A 21,746-nucleotide genomic window follows, 5' to 3' on the forward strand; every position below is an offset into this window, starting at 1 on the left:
ATGAAATTGAAGTCTCTATTACCGATATTCATTGCGATTGCGGGGCTCGTTTGCTTCCCCCTGTTCGTCCACAATCCTTATTACATTCACCTAGTTGAAACGATTCTGATCTACACCATCCTTTTGTTCGGATTGGATATCGTAGTCGGTTATGTAGGTCAAGTATCTTTGGGTCATGCTGGCTTGTTTGGTATTGGTTCTTATACGGCAGGTATTTTATTTTTCCATTTAGGCCTCCCAATTTGGGCGACCATTCCCGCATCCATTATTGTTACGGCTATCTTTGGTGGCATCTTGGCGTTGCCTGCTCTCAAGGTGGTTGGGCCTTATTTGGCGATGGTGACCTTGGCTTTTGGAACAATTGCGCAGATTCTGATTAATGAGATGGATTGGTTAACCGAAGGGCCATTGGGAATTAAGCTAACACTCCCTGAGCTCATGGGTGTTCCTATGAGCGTCACCGAGTATTTTTGGTTGGTATCAGCAGTAGCTATTTTGGCAATGATTGTTGTCGATCGTTTTGTTAAATCACAAATGGGCCGCGCTTTTGAAGCATTGCGTGATAGCCCAATTGCTTGTGACTGCATGGGTGTATCTGTTTATCGCTTTAAGGTGATCGCATTTGTGATTAGCGCTGGTTTTGCTGGTTTGGCTGGTTGCTTGTATGCCTACTCAGAGCAATATATTTCACCTAATACCTATAACAACGAGCTAGCCGTTTTATTCTTGCTCGGTATCATTATGGGTGGACGTAAGTCACGCCTTGGTGCGATCATTGGTGCGGCCATCATTGTCTTATTGCCAAAACTCTTGGACGACATCAATCTATTCCGCATCGTTGCTTCGATTATTGCAATCGTGGTGGTAGTGGGGGCTGGCATGGCTCTATCCAAGAAGATAACTACTCCTAAGCGCGTAGCTCTTCCAATCATCGGTGTAGTGGGCTTAGCAGCATTTTCATTTTGGTTGAATAGCATTTCTGATTGGCGTTTGAGTATTTTCGGCTTCATGATTTTGCTAGTGGTGTATTACTTGCAAAGCGGTATCGTTGGTTTCGCGAAAAGCTTCTACCAGGTGATGGTTGGTAAGGCTAAAACTACTCGCGGCGGTGATCACGAAGAGGTGGATGATTCCATTAACTTCATTAGTACTGTTGCCAATCAAAATACGGGTGCTGAGCTCCTGAAAGTAGATTCTGTATTGATGCAGTTCGGTGGCTTAAAGGCATTGAACAAAGTTGATCTCAGTATCAAGCGCGGCACCATCCATGGTTTGATCGGTCCTAACGGATCCGGTAAGAGCACGATGATGAACGTGTTGACTGGTATTTACACACCTACTGCAGGTAACGTGTTGTACGCAGGTGAAAGCGTGGTTGGTAAGACTTCTTCCGATATCGCCCTGTCTGGTATCGCACGCACCTTCCAAAACGTTCAACTCTTCGGTGAAATGACGGCGATCCAAAATATTTTGGTTGGCTTGCATCACACCTTTAAATCAAACATGTTAGAAATTGCATTACATCTGCCACGTTATAAGAAAGAAGAAGCTGAAGCATATGCTCGTGCAATGGCCTTACTTAAATTCGTTGGCCTAGATGATTTAGCGAATGAAGAAGCGCGTAACTTGCCATACGGTAAGCAACGTTTGCTGGAGATTGCTCGTGCCTTAGCATTGGATCCTGAGTTGCTCTTGTTGGACGAGCCTGCTGCTGGTTTAACAGCACCAGACATCAAAGAACTCTTGCGCATTATTCGTAAGATCCGCGATAGCGGTATTACTTTCATCCTGATTGAGCATCACATGGATGTGGTGATGTCAGTTTGCGATACCGTTTCTGTATTGGACTTTGGTCAGAAGATTGCAGAAGGTAAACCAGCTGAAGTTCAGGCAGACGAGAAGGTGATTCATGCCTACTTGGGTACTTAATCACTAGAACATATTGAATCGGTAAATACCATGTTATCTATTAAGAATCTTGAAGCAGGCTACGGCAAAGTAAAAGTCCTCCATGGCATCAATATTGATGTTCCTAAGGGTCAAGTGATTACTTTGATTGGCTCAAACGGTGCTGGCAAAACCACCACCATGCGCGCTATTACTGGCATGATTAAGCCAACGGCTGGCGAAGTCACATTGGGTGGCGAAAAAATTGATGGTTACGACTCTCATAAAATCGCCCGCCTAGGTTTGGCTCACAGCCCTGAAGGTCGCCGCGTGTTTACAACGATGTCCGTAACTGATAACTTGTTGCTTGGTGCGTTTCCACGCTTTACTGGTAGCCGCCCAAAAGGTGATATCAAGCAAGACTTGGAAAAGTCTCTTGAAATGTTCCCACGCCTTAAAGAGCGTCGCAATCAATTGGCTGGTACCTTATCTGGTGGTGAACAGCAGATGTTGGCAATGGCGCGTGCTGTGATGCTAAACCCAGAGATTATTCTTTTGGATGAACCATCCATGGGCCTTGCCCCAATCTTGGTTGAGGAAGTATTTAAGATCATCTCTAACTTGAAGTCACAGGGCGTAACCATGTTATTGGTTGAGCAGTTTGCTGCCGCCGCTTTAAACGTAGCTGATTATGGTTATGTACTAGAGAACGGCAAGATTGCTACTCACGGACCTGCTGAAAAGCTCAAGGACGATCCCGCTGTGAAAGCGGCTTACTTGGGTGGCGCTGGTGGTCACTAAGTAGTTGCTTGAGTTGAAAGTAATAAAAAAGCCCTTAGCAATAAGGGCTTTTTTTTAGCTAGATAAGAGCTTTATAGCCTCTCGAATCAGCAAAGCGCGATAGCCCATGTAAAGGGCAACTACAGTAAACCCAAACAAAAAGACTTTGGGAATCAGTGCGCCTTCAGCTACCAGTTCACTATTCAGTAGGCCTATAGCTACCGCAAGGAAGAAGAGGGCGCCTAAGCCCAATACAACCCAATTTTCATTGCTGGCCACTTGCTGGGTTTGGTTGTTATAGGCAAGAACTTGAAAGGCGCCGCCCTTTGGGTATCCCGATACAGTGACCTGATCGCCATCAGCAATTTTCATAGGGAATGAAAACTTTGCTTCGATTGCTGTTTCGCCCAAATTAAATTTGGAGATAAAAAAGCGTTGGTAATACTGCGAAGAATGATCGTGAGTAGGCTTTTCTGGGTTTACGTATTCTAGTAACTCATTGTTGAGATTGCTGACCGTACCAGAAATGGTGCTGATTGAGTTTGATAGAAAAGTGCTTGGTTTAGTAATGGACATCAGCAAAACTCCCAAAAGACTAAATATAAGAATAAAGATAAACGATGCCAAAGGTCTTTTCATTAACTTGAGAACCCCTTAACAATTAGGCTGATGGCAACGCAAAATGTCAAAACAGAAAAAATTTGCTGCAATCTTGGGCCGCTGAGTTTTTTGCCGAATCCCCTACCAATTAGTAACCCAAGCAAGGCTCCTAATGCAAAAGGCGCTGCAATTGCAAGGTCAAGACTTCCTGACATGGCTGACAAAAGAGTGCCGCCCCCAGCAATGATGGCAAGCACGCCTAATGATGTTGCAACTATTGAGTTGATGGGCAAATCGGTGTAGCGCTTGAGCGCAGGAACAATCACAAATCCTCCGCCCACGCCCAGGAGCCCCGATAGAAAGCCTGCTAAACCACCTGACAACATTAATGCTCTAGCGCATGGCACATTCCAAGATAACTTGCCTCTTGAGGAATCCAATAAGCATGGTGGCGGTGATTTACCCTCAAAATCAGGTATGCCATGAATTTCTTTGTAAGCTTGCCGATATAGGCGAATAGAGACGTAGAACAGGGTGCAGCTAAAAAGAATTAATAGTGGCGCATTAGGAATGCTTTTCGACGCCCATAGCCCGATTGGAGAAAGCATCAACCCAAACATTGCCATGAATCCGGCCGCTTTATATCGAAGAATCTTGTTCTTCAATCCCAGTAGAGCGCCAACGCCTGCCGAGAGCGCAATTGCAGCGAGGGAGATTGGAGCAGCCTCAGCTACCGGTAAATGCAAAATAAATACCAACAAAGGAACTGACAGGATGCCGCCGCCGGCCCCTGTAAGACCCATGAGTAGGCCCACAACAAGACCTAAGCCGGGGCTGATAAGGATTGAATAGTCCATTGCAATTAATTTTATATTAAGATAATATATAAATAAATATATTATTTACTCTTTTAAAGAATAAATACAATATTGCTAAGAAAGGCCTTTGTGAATTCAAGCTCTCGCGCTGATGTTAAAGCGTTTTTTGATCCAGAAACCTGGACTTTTACTTATGTTGTTTACGTAGGCAAGAAAAGTCCCTGTGTAGTAATAGACTCGGTCCTCAATTATGACCCCAAATCAGGTAGAGCTTCTACTCGGTCTGCTGACGAAGTCATTGGCTTTATTCAAAATGAGCAATTACAGCTAGATTGGATTTTAGAAACCCATGCACATGCTGACCACCTCACAGCAGCGCCCTACATACAAAGCAAGTTAGGCGGGAAGATTGTGATTGGAGAGCGCATCACTAATGTACAAAACGTTTTTAAGGATGTCTTTAATCTGGGCGAGCAATTTGCTGTTGATGGATCCCAGTTTGATCACTTATTGAAAGATGGTGAATCCCTGCCATTTGGAGCTCTCTCGCTAAAAGCACTATATGTGCCTGGTCATACGCCCGCATGTATGGCTTATGAGATTGGGGATGCTCTATTTGTTGGGGACACTATATTTATGCCTGATGTTGGTACGGCACGTTGTGATTTCCCGGGGGGTAGTGCCCAGAGTTTATACCGCTCTATTCAGAAGGTGCTGTCCTATCCCGATGAGACAAAACTCTATATGTGCCATGACTATCCGCCTGAAGATCGTGCTGCGGCTTATTGCACAACGGTTGGCGAGGAAAAGAGGTTCAATATTCATGTGAATGCAGGCATCAGTGAGGAGCAATTTGTGCAAATGCGGAATAAACGTGACGCGACTCTAGATATGCCCAACCTCATACTGCCATCTATTCAGGTCAATATACGTGCAGGTCATTTACCCGAGCCAGAGGCGAATGGCAAATCCTACTTAAAAATACCTTTGAACACTCTTTGAGATGACTATTACTAAATCTGAGCTCAAGAAAATGCAGGCATCAGCGGCTGATGCCTGCAAGTTAATGAAAGTCTTATCCAATAGTGACCGCATGATGCTTTTATGTGAAATCGGCCAAGGTGAAAAATGTGTGAGCGAGCTAGAGGCTGCCTTGGATCTGCATCAACCAACGCTGTCTCAGCAATTAACCGTTCTTCGTAAAGAAAAGCTGGTAAAGACGCGCCGAGAAGGTAAGCAGATTTACTATTCGTTAGCTAGCGAGGTTGCAGTCGCAGTAATGGGCTTGCTCTATAAGTACTATTGTAAAAAATAGTGGATTGAATTAAAGAAAATCATGCATTCAATCGATTCAGTGATTAGCTTGACGTAATTTTTTAAAAGAATGCAGTATAAAAATCACTAAAAAAAGTAATCCCGTTATCCAATGGGTATCGACGGTTATGTCTCTCGCCTCTTCTGGGCCGTAATAGAGTAGGGCGCCAGAAATGAGCAGCGTTGCCAAGAAGCCCAACTGGCTAAAACCACTCCACAACTGCTTTCTCGACTTATATCCCGCCTTGATATGGAAAGGCATTACTGATCCAAGAGCTAAGGTAGCCAGCATTGCAGCTATGCCATGAGCTGCGAGAATGCTATGGGTGCCAAGAGTCGATCTTTGTATCTGAAATTGATGACCCAGAAGATATATCAGGCCAGTGATAGAGCATGTCATCATGCCCCAGATAACTAGCGTTCTTTGCCAGTTGGGCATTTTCCCAAGGCGGCTCATGCGACTATCCTCAGTGTTTGCGCTGAGAAATGGCTGAAGCAAGGGTGATGCTCATTATTGGATAAGGCTAAAACCTTGGTGAGTGCATCTGCGTAAACACACTCTTTTGCAAGGATAGAGAATGACCCAGCAATCTCCACATGAACCTCGGAAAAATTCTGGGCTAGAGGATTAATGATGTGACTCCTCAGGCCATCTCTTTTGGCAAAATAAAGGCTGCTTGTAGCAATGGCACCATCTTTCAAGGAACCAATTTCAATCAACTCCTCAGGACTCTCAGGATGGCGAACTTGAATGGGGAGAGATGTATTTCCAAAGACTCGTAGGTCACCACCAGCATTCACCGAGCCAGATGCGATGCCCTCTGATATTAAGACTCTCACCGCCATATCTACCGCAAACCCTTTGGCGATTCCGCCCAGATCCAGGCAAACTGGGCGAGAGGACTCTATTAAGTCGGGCGCCAAGAAGTAAATATCTTCAACGCCACCAAGATCGTGATTGTAGTAGTTGATATGGCAGGGCAATAATCCTGCAGCAACCAGGCGATGGCCGATTCCACAATTAAATAGGCCGTCGGATTCAAGATGCACCTCTTTTGCTATTCGGATGACTTGCGCAGTCCACGGATGAATCTCAACTGCTTCAATGTGGGCGTTTCGATTGATTTGGCTTAGCTCACTTTGAGGATGGTGAAATCCCATGAGGTCATGAATATTTTGAATGGCTGCAAAAGCATTATCAATAGCCTCTTGCCCATCATCTTGATTTATGGAGATCTCTACAAAGGTGCCAAGAAGTGGTTTGCAACGAAGCATTGTTACTTTCCGAGGCTGGGTTTTGAATTAGAGTTCTTCAGGGCTAGGTCATATAAAACGGTTACCCGTTTCACTCCATCAGTAAGGTGTTTGCAAGAAAGTGTTGCGCCACCAATATTCTGAATATCTTGATTGAGCTTGATAGGGTCGTTTGCGGTCTTGCCTACAAACTGTTTGCGCCATTGCGCTTCTGCTACTTCATAACCATAAGACTCAACGTATTCCAAAACTTCGATACCAGCGATACTGCCATTTGGGTTGATAGCAACGGCATAAGTAATCATTTCATGTTTGCCTATGACTTCGTCAACCACAAGCCAGCTACCATCATTCGCCCTCCAGATGCGCTCGCCCTGAAAGGGGTAACGAATGCTAGATGCAATACGCATCTTTTCCTGAAGATCATCTGTAATGATGATGGGATACTTCGTCAGTATTTTGTTGGGGAAAAGGATTTTTTGAGCTTGCTCTGCAGAAGCATAAATTTTTGCTTGGGCCATGATGGGTGCACTCATCATGGCTAAACTAAGGATTACTAACGGGCTGGGTTTCCAGTTCATGGGTTATTAAATAAAATCTTAGGCAGTGAGCAATTCATTCGCTTCATTACAAAGTGCTTGAATTTCTGGGTTGATGCTTTGGACATTGGAGAGTTTGTCAAAGATCATCAACGCTCTTTTCTTGGCTGTTTGACATTGGGTGGCTTGAAACTTCAGCAAATGAGCTAAAGCTGCAACTAATAGGTTCTGAATTTCCATGAGTTCTTTCGGTTAATTGAGTGGGAAACCAACTTTGACAATGAATTCATTTACTGAGTGGCTATCCCAGACACGAGCATCTGAGCACTCAGCCTCTCCGCCGCCCATGCAGGTGCCGCCTGCGAGTTGATAGCGCCAAGCGCCAGTAACCCACCAGTCTTTGGCTGCGTAATGCATATTGGGACCTACAAAAGTGGCTCTTTGAACTTGATTGCGTAAATTGAGCTCTGAATAATCATTATGAAAACGGGCCTCTACACCAGCCGACCACTTGGGGGCAAAGCGATAGCTCGCGCCCACTAGTAAATCGAGCATCGATTCAGGAACGTTACCATTTTCAATAAACTTTAAGCGCTCATTCGCGGCTACAACGTTGCCCGCCAAAATTAATCGATCGTCAATAAAGTTAGATTGAAGTAAAAGCCTCGCCTCGAGTTCATCTTTGTTTCTTCCCCATGTTGGCTCTAGATAAAGCCCTACACCTACTGGCGAAGTTACTGGATTGGTAATGCGATAAATCGCTTCTAGAGAACCGCCTTCAATGCCACTTTTCTTATAGGCTGTGGAAGGATCGTGCGAAGAGGGAACGCCATAACCGCCTGTACAGGTTGGGGCATCTCCGCATGCTTCTGGATTGGTGTAATTTTGATTTGCATTGGTGTAGTAAGAGTTGATATAGCCGGCAACTTGTAAGTCGTTAGTTAAGCCGTATTCCAGTTCGGTCCTAGCAGTTAATGCATCGTAAGTTCCCGCTGCTTGCTGTTGATTGAGTTGTAGGCGCTGCTCAAACTCCAGCTTGCCCTTAGGCTGCAAATCTAAGGTGTAAATCCAGCCAAACACTCCCTCGCCTGCATGGGCTAAAGAAAAGTGAAGTGTGGCAACTAAGAAGAGGCTGAATGCAAGAAGTCTATTAATGGTCAATTTCATGGTCCCTTGAGGTTGGTGGTCATCAATCTAAATGAGAATGGTTCTCAATATAGCATTAGATGAGAATGGTTCTCAACTAATGAAAATAACCATGACTTAAAAAATGGCGGAATCTATAGGCCTATTCTTTTTTGCTTGTAAGATTTCCCCAAATGAACGCTGAGTCCTTGGAAAAATTGGTTTTAATGAAGATGCCTTTTGGTAAGCACGCAGGGCGTGCATTGGCTGATCTGCCGGGGAATTATTTGGCGTGGTTTGCCCGCGAAGGTTTTCCCAAAGGCGAGCTTGGTGAATTATTGGAATTAATGCATACCCTAGACCACAATGGTTTGCGTGGACTCTTGGCGCCAATTCAGCGGGCGCATGGCCTGCAAGCTAGATCTAAATTACTTTGAGCGAATAATCAGTGTGACGCGGTTACGTTCGTAAGTCACAGTTGCTGATTCTGGTGGACTGCTTTGAATTAGGCCTGCCTTTAACTTGGCCTGCGATTCAATTTGTAAGGCAATCTGTTTTGCAAGAGTGTCATTGCGGTCATATTGAATCTGAATGCTAGCTATCTTGCCCGACTTGATATTGTTAATGACATCATTGAGCTTGCTGGGGGAGTAATCGTCAAAAAATATGGGATACCATCCGCCAACGAGAGTCTTTTGCCCCTTGATGTCATGGGTCTGTGCCGATGTATTGTTTGTATTACTGCCCTCACCTACAGGTAAATGAAAGTCAATTCCCGTCTTTTGTACTAACTCTTGATAGGGGATTGGCGGAGTCATAGTTGCTTCATTGGTGTTTTCAATCAAATATCCCCAAGCAGTATTTTTATTGGAGTCGTATACCAACTTATATAAGTGGCTGGGAATCGTTACGTGACTTCTGCCAATACTGCCGCGGTTTCCAATCGAACCCGTGAATACGTAAATGTCGCCAGCAGCTCTTTTCGCATAAGCCCTTGTTGGCTCCTCAACATTTTTGGCCCAGATTCCCTGATTGTTTTGCCTTGCCTGCGGCATCATATTAGCCAATGAGAAAGATTGAGCCATTGAGCGTTCGTTACTCATGTCGCCTGCTGGGGCGTTATGACCCCTATCAAAGCCGCTTCCGCGGTAATCTGAGAGCAGGGCCCGTTCGGAGAAGGGTAGTCTGGCTTCTTCGTAAAACTGATTACCTCTGCGCGGGTGCGGGGCGGAAAGCTGCTCCCGATTAAGCTTCTCAACGGTATAGATTGGCTTTTTATCCTGAGGAGAGTAGTAGATGGCAAAACTATCAAAGCATAGGTCATGCCCAGCTTGTGGACTTGTGGGTATTTGCTGGGCCGGAAATAGATCCTTGCAGTCTTCAAAAGCCGCAAGCGCATTTAATGAGGCGCAAATTGCTACAAGTGCAAGAAGGTTACGGATGAATTTCATGGGCTCTTAGTGTATGACCTCCACCTCCCATGAGCCCATATTTTTCATCTTGGGCTAGCTCCACAGCTAATAAGAATCAGAACTCTTGCGATATTTTTTTGTATATCAAAGTGCATGTTTTCTTGAAGAAGGTCTTGTAAATACTGTCTTGCAATAACATCTGCCTTGCCACTACCCCTAGAAAATTACAGACATGAAAGCACTAGATATATGATTTTTTGGTTTGAATTTTTGGCCAAAAACACAAAAAAGTCCTGTTTAAGCCAATTTTTTATAGAGTGAAATTAGTGCCCCCTAACTTACATAAGCTATTGATTTTATTGACTTATATATGTCTTTAGCTATCTGTATACGGGATCTCCCGGATTCCTAGATCAATAAGTTATTGATTTCCACTTCTTTATTCTTGACTTGATATAAGAAACTTCTTAGGATGACCCATGTTTTTTAAATATTGCAATGCAGCATAAAACGGTAGTCTAGTTTTTTGAGGCCTTGCAAACAATGAATGAGTAAATGTTTAGTTAACAATTTGAGCGATATGCAGAATGCACAGTCAAGCGCTTTGACTGCTAAAGAGCTGCTGGCGCACGCCATGTCTCCGGTCTATAGAGTCATTAATGGCCTACTCGTTTTAACTGTGTTCATGGTTGTTGGTTTTTGGCTTTCAGGCAACGGTACTAATGCCGGCGCTTTTGATCTTGCACGCATTCTTGTTCCCGATGAGGCGCGCCATATGGTTTGGAGCAGCGGCTTTGGCATACTCAATCAATACAAAGAATCTAATGAGGTAGCAGCCGCACAAACCGCTGATACTGAGATTGCCGCAGTAATCTATGGCAAGTCTAAGATTCCTGCTTCAATTGGTTTGACTAGCGCCAAGCAGCAGACCGTAGCTTTGTTAATGCCCTCTGTGGCGCAAATGCAGGTGAAATCGATTTCTCATCTGTCTGACCGCATCCCAACATCAAAGATGGACCCCCAGGCTTTAGATAGCAACTTAATGGGTTCGATTCAGAATCAACGTGCCGTAGCTGACTTCTTTGAGAAGAAATACAGTCTTGATCGTTCGAAGATTGAGGAGTATGTTTCAAACACGATTTTGATTGCAAAAGAAGTCAACATCGACCCAGTGCTTTTGTTGGCAGTAATCTCGGTGGAATCTAATTTCAACCCAAACACTAAGAGTCACGCCGGTGCTGAAGGTCTCATGCAAGTAATGACTGCAGTACATAAAGATAAATATGCAATCTTTGGCGGAACTTCTGAGGCTGCTAAGCCAGAAGTCAACATCCGTGTTGGCGCCTATATCTTGAAATACCTTATCGCTACAGCTGGTTCATTGCGTAATGGTCTGAAGTACTACGTTGGTGCTGCGAATGCCGAGGATGATGGCGGCTACGCGGACAAAGTGATGGCCGAAAGAAATCGTCTGATTGGTTTATGTCAAAATCGTTCGTCTAATCGCTTGACATTGAACGGCAAGGATCTGCGCTCTTAAGTTTTTAGATCTTAAGTAGATCAAAGTATATAAAAAGCCACCCAAGGGTGGCTTTTGTTTTGCTGCCGAATACGCGCGTCTTAGTTAACGCCGTGGAGCTCCACATCAAATACCAGGGTGGCATTTGGAGGAATAACGCCACCCGCACCGCGAGGACCGTAGCCCATCTCAGAAGGAATGATGAGTGTGCGTTTGCCACCAATTTTCATGCCAGCTACGCCTTCATCCCAGCCTTTGATCACATGACCAGCACCCAAGGGGAAGCTAAAGAGTTGGCCACGATCTAAGGAGCTGTCAAACTTTTGACCTTTATGGTCAGCAGCCTTCTCGTCATAAAGCCAGCCGGTGTAATGCACATCCACATGATTGCCTGCGGCAGCTTCTTTGCCTTCGCCCACAACAGTATCGATTTTTTTGAGTTCACTCATGATGTTTTCCTATTTCACACAAATTGATTGGCTAGTATATTCTGAGCTCTGTAAATCTCTTTGGTAATGATGCTTTAGCTAAAACGTATGACAAATTATTGGCCAAATTCTGCATATAGCACCCTGACCATCAGTTCTGATGATCAGTTGTTGGTGACGGATGACTTTTTGCGTACTTATATGGAGAGGCCGGAGCTCAAGCTGGTTCCCGAATCTTGCGCTATCGAACGTTCACTCCATCAGCGTTTAACTGACAACCCTCGTACAGATGTTGCTGATGATGAAATCTCGGCGATGGCTGATGAGGATATTCAGGAGAACTATCGCGTTTGGCTGCGCTACCGAAAGCGTTTATTAGCGGCAAGCTCCCTAGAGAACTTTTATATGAGTTTATTTAAAGGTGAGGGAGTGGACGTACCGCCTTTATTTATTGCTCAACTCGCCCAAATTTTCATTAGACATATCCTGGGTAACGATGCGCATCCACTAGAAGCCCGTATGGGCGAGCTCTTTTTCAGAACTCAGAAGATTACTGTTATCGAGGATGGCATCGTGATGGGCGCGGACGATGAAGTAGTTGCGCGCAATGCTCAGGCTAGCGATACGGGCAACATTATGGATTTGCTTAAAGGCAAGTCAATGACGATGCGTTCAGCTGATCTAGATGTGCTGCATGAAGACAATGCTGATACCTATTGGACTCGAAACGAAGATTTTGATTTAGCGGTTCAGCTCAATTTTGGGCATGAGCCTATTAATCATTTTTGTCGCGTTTTAGAGAAATGGATCAAACATTTCCTCGGAGTGAGTGTGCGCATTACCCCCATGCAGCAAATTACGGATCCTAAGTGGTCATGGCATGTTGGCTTAGATGCAGCCGCTACTGAAATACTGAATAAGCTTTACAACAAAGAGTTGGTAGAGGCAGATGAGTTGCAAAAGGTGATTTGTTTATTTCGCTTAGACTTTATCGATGAGGCTGCTGTAGCTCAAGCGCAGGCTGGTAAGCCGGTATATATGGCTATTGCCATGAACGACCAGCAGCAGCTGAAGTTAAAGCCACAAAACCTTTTGTTTAACTTGCCGCTAGCTAAAACTTCTTAGGCCGTCACTCGAGATTTTCTCCGTTACTGAGCAAGCCAGAAAATTGCCAGACCGCTCACTACAACAGGGATGAGTGATCCCCAATTGAGGATGCTCCAACCATGTGAGGTGACTAGGGCACCTGACCCAAAAGAAGTGAAGGCCATAGTTCCGAAGACGAAGAAATTAATGGCAGCCTGTGCTTTGTCTCGCTCATTGGGTTGATAGGCAGTCATCGCTAGAGAGGTGGCGCCAGTAAATAAAAAGTTCCAACCAACACCGAGTAAAAATAAAGCGATAAAGAATTGATGGAGATCGGTTCCGGTAAGCGCGATTGCAATGCAGATGAAGTTCAGAAGCACCCCAGTCCCCATCACTTTTAATACCCCAAATCGTTGGATGAGTGATCCTGTAAAAAATCCGGGAGCAAACATGCCAATCACATGCCACTCTAGAACTAAAGCGGTGTCCGAAAATGGTAGCCCACAGATTTGCATTGCCAAAGGTGTGGCGGCCATGAGTAGATTCATGACCCCATATCCCAATGCTGCACCAATGATGGCAACCATAAAGACTGGCTGCTGGAGAATGATTTTCAGTGGGCGTCCATCAGTAAGGGCATGCTGAGTCTTTAGCTCTTGTGGAAACTGAATGAATTGCATCACGAAGATGCCGATGAATCCGGCAATGGATAGAGTGAGATAGGCCCCTAGAAAGGCGGTATCAAACAGATCTCGAGTCCAGGAGGCTAGATTGGGTCCAATGACTGCACCGAGGATGCCGCCAGCAAGCACCCAAGAGATCGCCTTATCGCGTTGACTCTGTTCTGTCAGTTCTGCTGCGGCAAAGCGATAGAGCTGCCCATTAGCGCTGTAATAGCCTGCAATAAAGGTCCCCAAGACCAACAGCCAAAAGTTTCTCGTGATGGCGGCGTAGGCGCATAGCAGTGCTGAGAGCATTGCTACTAGCAAGCCCAATTGGAATGAAACTCTGCGCCCAAAGTAGTTTTGAGATTTAGCCACAATGGAGGTAGAAAAGGCGCCCCCGACAACATAACCCATGACGGGTAGGGTAGCCATCCAGCTGGCTGGCGCAAGGCTGAGCCCAACCAGCCCATTGATAGCGATAAAAGTGACGTTATTGGTGAGGAATAGTCCCTGACAAATGATCAGCAGCACCAGATTTTTGTTGAGTAGAGGATGTTTGCTGGTCATGGCTTGCAGTGTACGGTGAATTTGAGGTCGAAGTTGTCTCGGTGGATTCCCTTAAATTGCCCTTTATTAGGCGCTTTAGGGTGCAAAACCACCATTTTTGCCAAGTCCGATGATTTAAAATGGAAAACTCGCCTCATTGGCAAAAGATGCGCTAAAAGCGACTTGCAAAATGTGGATTTGAGGGCGACAGGGTAAAAACCTGACTCTGTAATTTTTTCAATATTGAGGAAACATTCATGGCTTCAGAGAAATCAAAGATTATTTATACGCTGACAGATGAGGCGCCACTTTTGGCTACTCGCGCATTTCTGCCAATTATTCGTACTTTTGCAGCTCCTGCTGGCGTGGAGATCGTGACGAGTGATATTTCAGTTGCCGCTCGTATCTTGGCTGAGTTTCCTGAATGCTTGACCCCTGAACAGCAAGTTCCTAATAACTTGGCTGAGCTAGGCAAAATGACTTTATTGCCTGATACCAACATTATTAAACTGCCAAATATTAGCGCCTCTATTCCTCAGTTACTCGCAGCCATTAAAGAGTTGCAATCCAAAGGCTACAAGATTCCTGATTTCCCTGAAGATCCAAAAACGGATGAAGAAAAATCCATTCGCACTCGCTATTCCAAATGCTTGGGAAGCTCAGTAAATCCTGTATTGCGCGAAGGTAACTCTGACCGCCGTGCTCCCCCTGCTGTGAAGCGTTACGCTCGTAAAAATCCACACTCGATGGGGGAGTGGAGTCAGGCGTCACGCACTCACGTATCTCATATGCATGGCGGCGATTTTTATGCTGGCGAGAAGTCCATGACCTTGACTAAGGCTTGTGATGTGAAGATGGACTTGGTGACAAAGAGCGGTAAGACTATCGTCCTTAAACCAAAGGTCTCTTTATTAGCTGGCGAAATTATCGACAGCATGTACATGAGCAAAAAAGCGTTATGCGAGTTCTATGAGAAAGAAATCGAAGACGCTTATAAGACCGGCATGATGCTGTCCTTGCACGTCAAGGCAACCATGATGAAGGTTTCTCACCCAATCGTGTTTGGTCATGCGGTAAAGATTTTCTATAAAGATGCTTTTGAAAAGCATGCCAAGCTGTTTGAAGAGTTGGGTGTGAATGCTAATAACGGTATGAGCAGTCTCTACGAAAAGATTAAAACTTTGCCAGAATCTAAGCGCGAAGAAATCATTCAAGACTTGCATGCCTGCCACGAGCATCGTCCAGCATTGGCGATGGTGGACTCTGCTAAAGGTATTACCAACCTTCATTCTCCAAGCGATGTGATCGTAGATGCTTCTATGCCTGCAATGATTCGTGCTGGCGGAAAAATGTGGGGTGCTGATGGTCGTTTGCATGACACGAAGGCAGTGATTCCAGAAAGTACCTTTGCCCGCATCTATCAAGAAATGATTAATTTCTGTAAGACACATGGCAACTTTGATCCAACGACGATGGGTACAGTGCCTAACGTCGGCTTGATGGCCCAACAGGCTGAAGAGTACGGTTCACATGACAAGACTTTTGAAATCCCAGAAGCTGGTGTAGCGCGCATCGTTGCCGATGATGGCACTGTATTGCTTGAGCAACATGTGGAAGAGGGCGATATCTGGCGTATGTGTCAGTGTAAAGATGCGCCAATTCGTGACTGGGTCAAGTTGGCCGTAAATCGCGCGCGTCTTTCTAATACTCCAGCAGTATTCTGGCTCGATGAGTACCGTCCGCACGAAGCTGAATTGATCAAGAAGGTGCATACCTACCTCAAGGATTACGATCTCACTGGTGTAGATATTCAAATCATGTCCCAGACTCGTGCAATGCGTTACACCTTAGAGCGCGTGATTCGTGGCAAGGACACGATTTCTGTGACGGGCAATATTTTGCGTGACTATCTCACTGACTTATTCCCAATTATGGAATTAGGTACTAGTGCAAAGATGTTGTCCATCGTGCCTTTAATGGCTGGCGGCGGCTTGTTTGAAACTGGTGCTGGCGGATCAGCTCCTAAGCACGTTCAGCAATTGGTGGAAGAAAACCACTTGCGTTGGGATTCACTTGGTGAGTTCATGGCTTTAGCTGTATCTCTTGAGGATATCGGCGATAAAACTGGCAACAACAAGGTAAAGATCTTAGCCCGCACTTTGGATGAGGCGACTGGTAAGTTGTTGGATAACAATAAGTCACCTTCGCCACGTACTGGTGAGTTGGATAACCGCGGTAGCCAGTTCTACTTAGCAATGTACTGGGCTGAAGCATTGGCCGCTCAAACAGAAGATAAAGAATTGCAAGCGCACTTTGCCCCTTTGGCAAAATCTTTACTTGAGAATGAGCAAAAAATTGCGGATGAACTTAAGGCGGTTCAAGGTAAGCCAGCAGATATTGGTGGTTACTTTATGCCCGATTCTGAGAAGTTTGAAGCAGTAATGCGTCCTAGCGCCACTTTGAATGCAGCTTTGAAGGCGGCAAACGCATAATAGGTATAAGCGGTAAGTATTTAAATTTTAAAATAGCTTTAGTATTTAAAGGCAAACCTTCGGGTTTGCCTTTTTTATTTATTAATTCCATTTCTAAGTGATGCCTAAACCAAAAGACCTGGTTGAATTGAGTTATCTGAGTGAAGCTATCTCGGATATGTCTTTTCTTGGCTTAATGCGCTTGCTCGAGTCGGCGCGCGCGTTTAATCAAAAAAATGGTGTTACCGGAATTCTCTTTTACGATAACCAGCAGTTTGCTCAGGTGATTGAAGGTGAGCGTGCCAACATTATGAAGGTATGGAAGAGAATCCAGGATGATAAACGGCATCATCGTATTGAGTTGTTAGAAATTCGTGAAATTACTGAACGCAACTTCCCGGATTGGTTGCTACGCTTTTATGGCGGAGAGACCCTCACTCGAGACTATCCGGCCCTCGCTGATATGGTTGGGGGTATGGATAAGCATAGTCTAGCTTTAATGAACAAAATGCGCGCAAGCCTATCTTAAGCAAGAAATTCCCATCGGTAGCAAAATAGGTTTATTACATTCATGGGAGCGCAACATGCGTTTTACTGATACGAGCATTCTGACGAGTGATATCACTCCAAAAACTGTATTTGAAAACCGCCGTAACATTATCAAGACTGCTGCTGCAGGGGGTTTTGGAATGGCGCTGGCGCCCTGGTTCTCTAGAGAGGCTCTTGCTGCCAACCCAGAAAAGCTGGTAGCTACATTGAATCCCGCCTATGCAAATAAGGATGATTTGACTGCCCTGAAGTACGTCACCAGTTACAACAATTTTTATGAGTTCGGCACTGATAAAGCTGACCCAGCTGCGTATGCAGATACCTTGCAGACAAGGCCATGGACTATCTCAATCGAGGGCTTGGTAAAAAAACCAATGACGCTCGATATCGATGCGCTACTCAAGTTAGCTCCAATGGAGGAGCGAATTTATCGGATGCGCTGTGTTGAGGGTTGGTCTATGGTCATTCCGTGGGATGGTTACTCGCTCTCCAAGCTCATTAATAAAGTAGAGCCACTCGGGTCTGCAAAGTATGTGGAATTTATTTCCTTGGCAGATCGGAAACAAATGCCCGGAGTGAAGAGCAATATTATTGATTGGCCTTATCGTGAAGGCTTGCGCATGGACGAGGCGATGAATCCATTAACACTGCTGACTTTCGGCTTATATGGAGAAGTCTTGCCAAAGCAAAATGGCGCCCCAGTTCGCATAGTGGTGCCTTGGAAGTATGGCTTTAAGAGCGCAAAGTCGATTGTCAAAATTCGCTTTACAGAAGAGATGCCTAAGACCAGCTGGAATCAGTTCGATGCACGTGAGTATGGGTTCTATTCCAATGTCAATCCTCAGGTGGATCATCCACGTTGGAGTCAGGCGGTTGAGCGTCGTATTGGTGATCCCAAAGGAATGTTTGCACCCAAGATTAAAACCCAAATGTTTAATGGCTACGGTGAGCAAGTGGCAAGTATGTATACGGGGATGGATCTGAAGAAGTACTATTAGCAATGAACAAAATTTACCCGGTATTTTTTAGTGCCTGCATTTTATTGTTTCACTTTTCTGCTTACGGGCAGGGAAGTGAAACACCGCTAAGGACGATTCCATCTCTAGATGTGCAGCGTTATTTAGGTACCTGGTATGAGATTGCTAAATACCCTAATTGGTTTCAGAAGAAGTGCGTTAGCAATACCAAGGCAGTCTATACGGCTAGAGCCGATGGCACACTAAAAGTGTTGAACAGCTGCAAAACGGCTGAGGGCGATGTATCAGATGCTGAAGGTACTGCAAGGCAGATCGGGGCAAAAGACTCTCCTAAACTAGAAGTACGATTTGCACCCGCGTGGTTGGCTTTTATCCCTTTGGTATGGGGCGATTATTGGGTGATTGATCTAGATGCTCAGTATCAAGTGGCTGTCGTGAGTGACCCTCGCCGTGAATATCTTTGGATTCTGTCCAGAACGCCAGAGTTAGACAAAAAAGTCTATGAAGATACCTTGGCGCGTATACAGACGCAGCAGTTTGATGTGCGTAAGTTAGAGCTAACTACTCAAGCAACTACAAAGTAAGTACAAAGCAACTCAGTTATGACTACGCATTTGCTGCCTCCTGGGATTGAAGTCTTTGAAAGGGGCTGGCTCTCCGCCAATAATATTTTTCACTTTGGTGAAAGTGATGTTTCCTTGGTGGACTCGGGATATTGTGCTCATCAAAATTTGGCTATTGGTTTAGTTCAGAATGCTTTGCAAAAGCATCGCCTACTGAAATTAAATAAGATGGTCAATACCCACCTGCATTCAGATCACTGTGGCGGCAATGCTGCTTTAGTTGAGGCTTTTCATTGCGAGGTATACATTCCAGCTGCTGAAGCGATAGCAGTTAAAAACTGGGACAGCACTTTATTAAGTTACGACAACTTGGGACAGGAGTGCCCACAGTTTCCGCATCACGGTGTATTAGTTCCGGGCGAGGAAATATTGCTAGGAAGATATCTTTGGAAGATATTGGCGGCACCAGGGCACGATCCACACTCTGTCATGCTGTATCAGGCGGATCATCGCATCTTGATTTCAGCAGACGCCCTATGGGAAGAGGGTTTTGGGGTGATTTTCCCGGAGCTCTGGGGAGAGGCGGGTTTTGAGGAGGTAGCGCATACCTTGGATCTAATAGAGACCTTGCCAGTCAATCTGGTGATTCCAGGGCACGGCGCACCTTTTGTAGATGTTTCTAAATCTCTTGCCACAGCAAGATCAAGATTGGATTACTTGGCATCTGATCCAGATCGTAATGCCCGCCACGGCGCTAAAGTATTGCTGAAATATCGTCTCTTGGAATGGCGCAGTCGTGATCTTGCGCAAGTGAATGAATGGATTGTGAAAACGCCGGCGTTAATGAGCGCAGCAAAAATGCTCAATATGAATATAGATGAATTTACGCAGTGGCTACCTAAGGCCTTGGTCAAATCTGGCGCAGCAAAAATAGAGAATGAGATCTTAATTGACCTTGGCTGATCTTGGCTAATCTTTTTTCATCACCCGCTTCAAAAGCTCAGTGAAATTTTTCCGTACACAGTCCAGTTGTAGAGTTGATACGTTTGCACAACTTGTTTAGCTCCACCAATGGCGATGAGAAGGTTTTTGTTAATGCGTTGAGTCACCATAGCGTCGATTGGTACAAACCAGCCGCCACCTGCTGAGTTATATACAGCGCCATTTTCATCCCAGAAGCGAAGCTGGGTGCTAGAGCTCAAGTTTAGACCTACCGTTGGATAAAGCTCAAGATGATTATCAACTGGAGGCAAACTAGCACTGGTGGGCGCCTTACGATTGAAGCCCATCATGTATCTGGCTAGAGGCGAAATATCCGAAAGAATGTTTTGGCTGCCACCTGCGGGTTTAAAGGAGGTGCTTACCTGAGGCCCTGCTAGCCATTGACCCGTGTTGCCGAGCGGGGCTAATATCCTGGCTCCCACATTTGCAAACCAATCAGCTTGACCACCCCAAATTGTGAGCATTGCATTGTTGGGTGAATAGGTGCCGGTGGATTGTGCGGCAAGCGTTGGCCCATAGACGGCGGTATATGCAGTATCTAACCTCATCGTGCCATGCCAGCTACCAAGATTTAAGGGGTTGTAATAGCGTAATTTAAGCGTATCAGCATAATTTCCGGCTCCCTGGGCAGCATGGTAGTCCCAGAACTCCAGTATGTGATCTTGAGATCTTTCCTGGGATGCATTAACAAGCCCTAAAATAGGTGTGGAAGGGGGTTGCTCCGTGGCGCACGCTAGAGCGGTAGGAATGCATAGCAAGGAGAAGGTGAGTGCACGCAGGAATACCATATAGGCATTAATATTAAATTACAAAACACTATTTACTAAAGATTTGAAGAGGAAGTATGGAACATACCGTATTAGTTACTGGTGCAACCGCTGGATTTGGAGAGGCAACAGCCCGACGTTTTTTGGCTCATGGCCACAAGGTGGTTGCAGTTGGCAGAAGAGTGGATCGATTAGAAGCTCTAAAGAACTCTTTGCCTGCTGAGCAGCAGAAAAAACTTCTCACCATGGTAGTCGATGTATGCAAAAGCGATCAGGTCGATTCTCTGGCGAGTGCGCTACCAGCAGAATTTTCAAAGGTAACTGTTTTGGTAAATAATGCCGGACTCGCTTTGGGGTTAGAGCCTGCCCACAAAGCATTTTTGACTGATTGGGATCAAATGATTGATACCAACATCAAAGGACTCGTTCATATGAGTCGCGCCTTCTTGCCGGGTATGGTGGAGCGTAAATGTGGTCATGTGATTAATTTGGGTTCTGTTGCCGCAAATTATCCTTACCCGGGTGGCAATGTATATGGGGGCACCAAAGCATTTGTTAAACAATTTAGTTTAAATTTGCGCGCTGATTTGATTGGTACGCCAGTGCGAGTGACTTGTATAGAGCCTGGTATGTGCGCTGGCACAGAGTTCTCTAATGTTCGCTTTAAGGGCGACGATGACAAGGCGGAGAAGGTTTATACCGGAGTTCAGGCTTTAAGTGCCGACGATGTGGCTGAGGCAATTTATTGGTCAGCCACTCTACCAAGTCATATGAATATTAATGTCTTAGAGGTGATGCCAGTTCAGCAGGCATTTAATGCGTTTAATGTGCACCGCGGAGAATTTTAAGTTTTAGCTTTATTCCACTGATAAAACTTGGGATACACGCGCATCACTACAGGGCCATCAAAGTCCCAAGATTTGCAGGTGCCCAAGTACAGTGGCGGCTTATCGCCATTCGGATCAAAGAATGCCCCCGGAATGGATTGATAAGCTGCAGTAGCAAGGTTAAAGAGAAGCTCTCGCAAATGCGTGCAGCCTTTGATTCCACCGAGATGGGTATCAATCGTTTTGCGCCAACCCTTACCTAGTCGCTCTCCAATCAGTGAGTCCATCGGTGGAATAGCTGCTGTGCATTCTGCATGGGGCTGTCCATCCATTACCGCTTCAATTGCCTTAATGACAAACTCTTTATCAAGCGTGACTCGAACCCACATGTCATGAAAGGCTTCGCCTGGTTGCCAGGTCTTTGCACTTGTTTGGAATGGGTTTGTTTTGAAATCTTTGAGATGACCCTCGATATCCCATAAACCATCTTCTCGTGTGTAACCCTGAAAAGTAATTTCTCGAGTATGTAATAAGGAGCGTGATTTTGGGGTGGATAGCATGGGGATAGGACTATTAATTAAGGTTATCTAATGATAATGAATTGCAGTACAAACAGG

General features: G+C 45.3%; 25 protein-coding genes. 13 read left to right on the forward strand and 12 right to left on the reverse strand.

All coding sequences use genetic code 11. From position 1 onward, the window contains the following. Both ICN34_RS08715 and ICN34_RS08720 read left to right on the forward strand, forming a co-directional pair. A complete protein-coding gene (locus ICN34_RS08715; RefSeq protein ID WP_072584001.1) occupies positions 1-1,929 on the forward strand; it encodes an ATP-binding cassette domain-containing protein in 1,929 nt (642 codons plus the stop codon). 30 nt (positions 1,930-1,959) lie between these two features. Then, positions 1,960-2,688 (forward strand): ABC transporter ATP-binding protein, encoded by a 729-nt coding sequence (locus ICN34_RS08720; RefSeq protein ID WP_072583995.1) that lies wholly within the window; start codon positions 1,960-1,962, stop codon positions 2,686-2,688. A 54-nt stretch (positions 2,689-2,742) separates the two neighbouring features. On the opposite strand, the gene ICN34_RS08725 is transcribed toward ICN34_RS08720, so the two are convergent. Then, positions 2,743-3,243, reverse strand: coding sequence for a hypothetical protein (locus ICN34_RS08725; protein ID WP_216122064.1), 501 nt, complete (start codon positions 3,241-3,243; stop codon positions 2,743-2,745). A gap of 62 nt (positions 3,244-3,305) precedes the next feature. Next, positions 3,306-4,124 carry a sulfite exporter TauE/SafE family protein gene (locus ICN34_RS08730; protein WP_072583994.1) on the reverse strand — a complete coding sequence of 273 codons (819 nt, stop codon included), beginning with the start codon at positions 4,122-4,124 and terminating at the stop codon, positions 3,306-3,308. Between the two features lie 90 nt (positions 4,125-4,214). On the opposite strand from ICN34_RS08730, the gene ICN34_RS08735 reads away from it, so the two are divergent. Continuing rightward, complete coding sequence (locus ICN34_RS08735) at positions 4,215-5,087, forward strand: MBL fold metallo-hydrolase (protein ID WP_216122066.1); 873 nt, start codon at positions 4,215-4,217, stop codon at positions 5,085-5,087. A 1-nt stretch (position 5,088) separates the two neighbouring features. After that, positions 5,089-5,400 (forward strand): metalloregulator ArsR/SmtB family transcription factor, encoded by a 312-nt coding sequence (locus ICN34_RS08740; RefSeq protein WP_072583992.1) that lies wholly within the window; start codon positions 5,089-5,091, stop codon positions 5,398-5,400. A 36-nt stretch (positions 5,401-5,436) separates the two neighbouring features. Here ICN34_RS08740 and ICN34_RS08745 read toward each other — a convergent pair whose 3' ends face one another. Genes ICN34_RS08745 through ICN34_RS08765 form a run of 5 tightly spaced genes read right to left on the reverse strand, consistent with a single transcriptional unit; the run spans position 5,437 to position 8,359 of the window. Continuing rightward, a complete protein-coding gene (locus ICN34_RS08745; protein WP_072583991.1) occupies positions 5,437-5,856 on the reverse strand; it encodes a hypothetical protein in 420 nt (139 codons plus the stop codon). Next, positions 5,853-6,674 carry an FAD:protein FMN transferase gene (locus ICN34_RS08750; RefSeq protein WP_216122068.1) on the reverse strand — a complete coding sequence of 274 codons (822 nt, stop codon included), beginning with the start codon at positions 6,672-6,674 and terminating at the stop codon, positions 5,853-5,855. Before ICN34_RS08750 ends, ICN34_RS08745 begins: the two co-directional genes overlap by 4 nt. A gap of 2 nt (positions 6,675-6,676) precedes the next feature. Next, positions 6,677-7,234: an FMN-binding protein gene (locus ICN34_RS08755; RefSeq protein WP_216122070.1), complete on the reverse strand. Its 558-nt coding sequence runs from the start codon at positions 7,232-7,234 to the stop codon at positions 6,677-6,679. A gap of 18 nt (positions 7,235-7,252) precedes the next feature. After that, entirely contained in the window at positions 7,253-7,432 is a 180-nt protein-coding gene (locus ICN34_RS08760; protein ID WP_216122072.1) for a hypothetical protein, read from the reverse strand. A gap of 12 nt (positions 7,433-7,444) precedes the next feature. Continuing rightward, entirely contained in the window at positions 7,445-8,359 is a 915-nt protein-coding gene (locus ICN34_RS08765) for a DUF6662 family protein (protein ID WP_083564302.1), read from the reverse strand. Between the two features lie 152 nt (positions 8,360-8,511). Here ICN34_RS08765 and ICN34_RS08770 point away from each other — a divergent pair, with 152 nt between their 5' ends. Next, positions 8,512-8,754 carry a DUF3820 family protein gene (locus ICN34_RS08770; RefSeq protein ID WP_072583987.1) on the forward strand — a complete coding sequence of 81 codons (243 nt, stop codon included), beginning with the start codon at positions 8,512-8,514 and terminating at the stop codon, positions 8,752-8,754. Here ICN34_RS08770 and ICN34_RS08775 read toward each other — a convergent pair. Beyond that, on the reverse strand, positions 8,746-9,768 hold the full coding sequence (locus ICN34_RS08775; protein WP_216122074.1) for a DNA/RNA non-specific endonuclease: 1,023 nt from the start codon (positions 9,766-9,768) through the stop codon (positions 8,746-8,748). The genes ICN34_RS08770 and ICN34_RS08775 overlap by 9 nt on opposite strands. A 508-nt stretch (positions 9,769-10,276) precedes the next feature. Between ICN34_RS08775 and ICN34_RS08780 the strand changes: the two genes are divergently transcribed. Beyond that, the gene (locus ICN34_RS08780; protein WP_072583985.1) at positions 10,277-11,269 is read left to right on the forward strand and encodes a transglycosylase SLT domain-containing protein; all 993 of its coding nucleotides are present in this window, start codon (positions 10,277-10,279) and stop codon (positions 11,267-11,269) included. 80 nt (positions 11,270-11,349) lie between these two features. On the opposite strand, the gene ICN34_RS08785 is transcribed toward ICN34_RS08780, so the two are convergent. Continuing rightward, a complete protein-coding gene (locus ICN34_RS08785) occupies positions 11,350-11,697 on the reverse strand; it encodes an FKBP-type peptidyl-prolyl cis-trans isomerase (protein ID WP_072583173.1) in 348 nt (115 codons plus the stop codon). Positions 11,698-11,784: 87 nt separating this feature from the next. Between ICN34_RS08785 and ICN34_RS08790 the strand changes: the two genes are divergently transcribed. Further along, complete coding sequence (locus ICN34_RS08790) at positions 11,785-12,801, forward strand: DUF6352 family protein (RefSeq protein ID WP_072583172.1); 1,017 nt, start codon at positions 11,785-11,787, stop codon at positions 12,799-12,801. Between the two features lie 23 nt (positions 12,802-12,824). On the opposite strand, the gene ICN34_RS08795 is transcribed toward ICN34_RS08790, so the two are convergent. After that, on the reverse strand, positions 12,825-13,994 hold the full coding sequence (locus ICN34_RS08795) for an MFS transporter (protein WP_216122076.1): 1,170 nt from the start codon (positions 13,992-13,994) through the stop codon (positions 12,825-12,827). A gap of 236 nt (positions 13,995-14,230) precedes the next feature. On the opposite strand from ICN34_RS08795, the gene ICN34_RS08800 reads away from it, so the two are divergent. The 5 genes from ICN34_RS08800 to ICN34_RS08820 all read left to right on the forward strand — a co-directional run bounded on the left by ICN34_RS08800 (position 14,231) and on the right by ICN34_RS08820 (position 19,496). Further along, positions 14,231-16,465 carry an NADP-dependent isocitrate dehydrogenase gene (locus ICN34_RS08800; RefSeq protein ID WP_216122078.1) on the forward strand — a complete coding sequence of 745 codons (2,235 nt, stop codon included), beginning with the start codon at positions 14,231-14,233 and terminating at the stop codon, positions 16,463-16,465. Positions 16,466-16,565: 100 nt separating this feature from the next. Then, on the forward strand, positions 16,566-16,973 hold the full coding sequence (locus ICN34_RS08805) for a BLUF domain-containing protein (protein ID WP_216122080.1): 408 nt from the start codon (positions 16,566-16,568) through the stop codon (positions 16,971-16,973). Between the two features lie 55 nt (positions 16,974-17,028). Further along, entirely contained in the window at positions 17,029-17,991 is a 963-nt protein-coding gene (gene msrP, locus ICN34_RS08810; protein WP_216122082.1) for a protein-methionine-sulfoxide reductase catalytic subunit MsrP, read from the forward strand. Between the two features lie 2 nt (positions 17,992-17,993). Next, a complete protein-coding gene (locus ICN34_RS08815) occupies positions 17,994-18,554 on the forward strand; it encodes a lipocalin family protein (RefSeq protein WP_216122084.1) in 561 nt (186 codons plus the stop codon). 18 nt (positions 18,555-18,572) lie between these two features. After that, entirely contained in the window at positions 18,573-19,496 is a 924-nt protein-coding gene (locus ICN34_RS08820; RefSeq protein WP_216122086.1) for an MBL fold metallo-hydrolase, read from the forward strand. Positions 19,497-19,525: 29 nt separating this feature from the next. Here ICN34_RS08820 and ICN34_RS08825 read toward each other — a convergent pair whose 3' ends face one another. Then, complete coding sequence (locus tag ICN34_RS08825) at positions 19,526-20,323, reverse strand: hypothetical protein (RefSeq protein WP_255538623.1); 798 nt, start codon at positions 20,321-20,323, stop codon at positions 19,526-19,528. 56 nt (positions 20,324-20,379) lie between these two features. Between ICN34_RS08825 and ICN34_RS08830 the strand changes: the two genes are divergently transcribed. Beyond that, complete coding sequence (locus ICN34_RS08830) at positions 20,380-21,150, forward strand: SDR family oxidoreductase (protein ID WP_216122088.1); 771 nt, start codon at positions 20,380-20,382, stop codon at positions 21,148-21,150. Here the strand turns inward: ICN34_RS08830 and ICN34_RS08835 are convergent. Then, positions 21,147-21,689 carry a DUF2889 domain-containing protein gene (locus tag ICN34_RS08835; protein ID WP_216122089.1) on the reverse strand — a complete coding sequence of 181 codons (543 nt, stop codon included), beginning with the start codon at positions 21,687-21,689 and terminating at the stop codon, positions 21,147-21,149. The two genes, ICN34_RS08830 and ICN34_RS08835, sit on opposite strands and share 4 nt — an antisense overlap. Between the last annotated feature and the right edge of the window lie 57 nt (positions 21,690-21,746).

This window comes from Polynucleobacter sp. Tro8-14-1, assembly GCF_018881655.1.
In the GTDB taxonomy this organism is placed as follows: Bacteria; Pseudomonadota; Gammaproteobacteria; order Burkholderiales; family Burkholderiaceae; genus Polynucleobacter.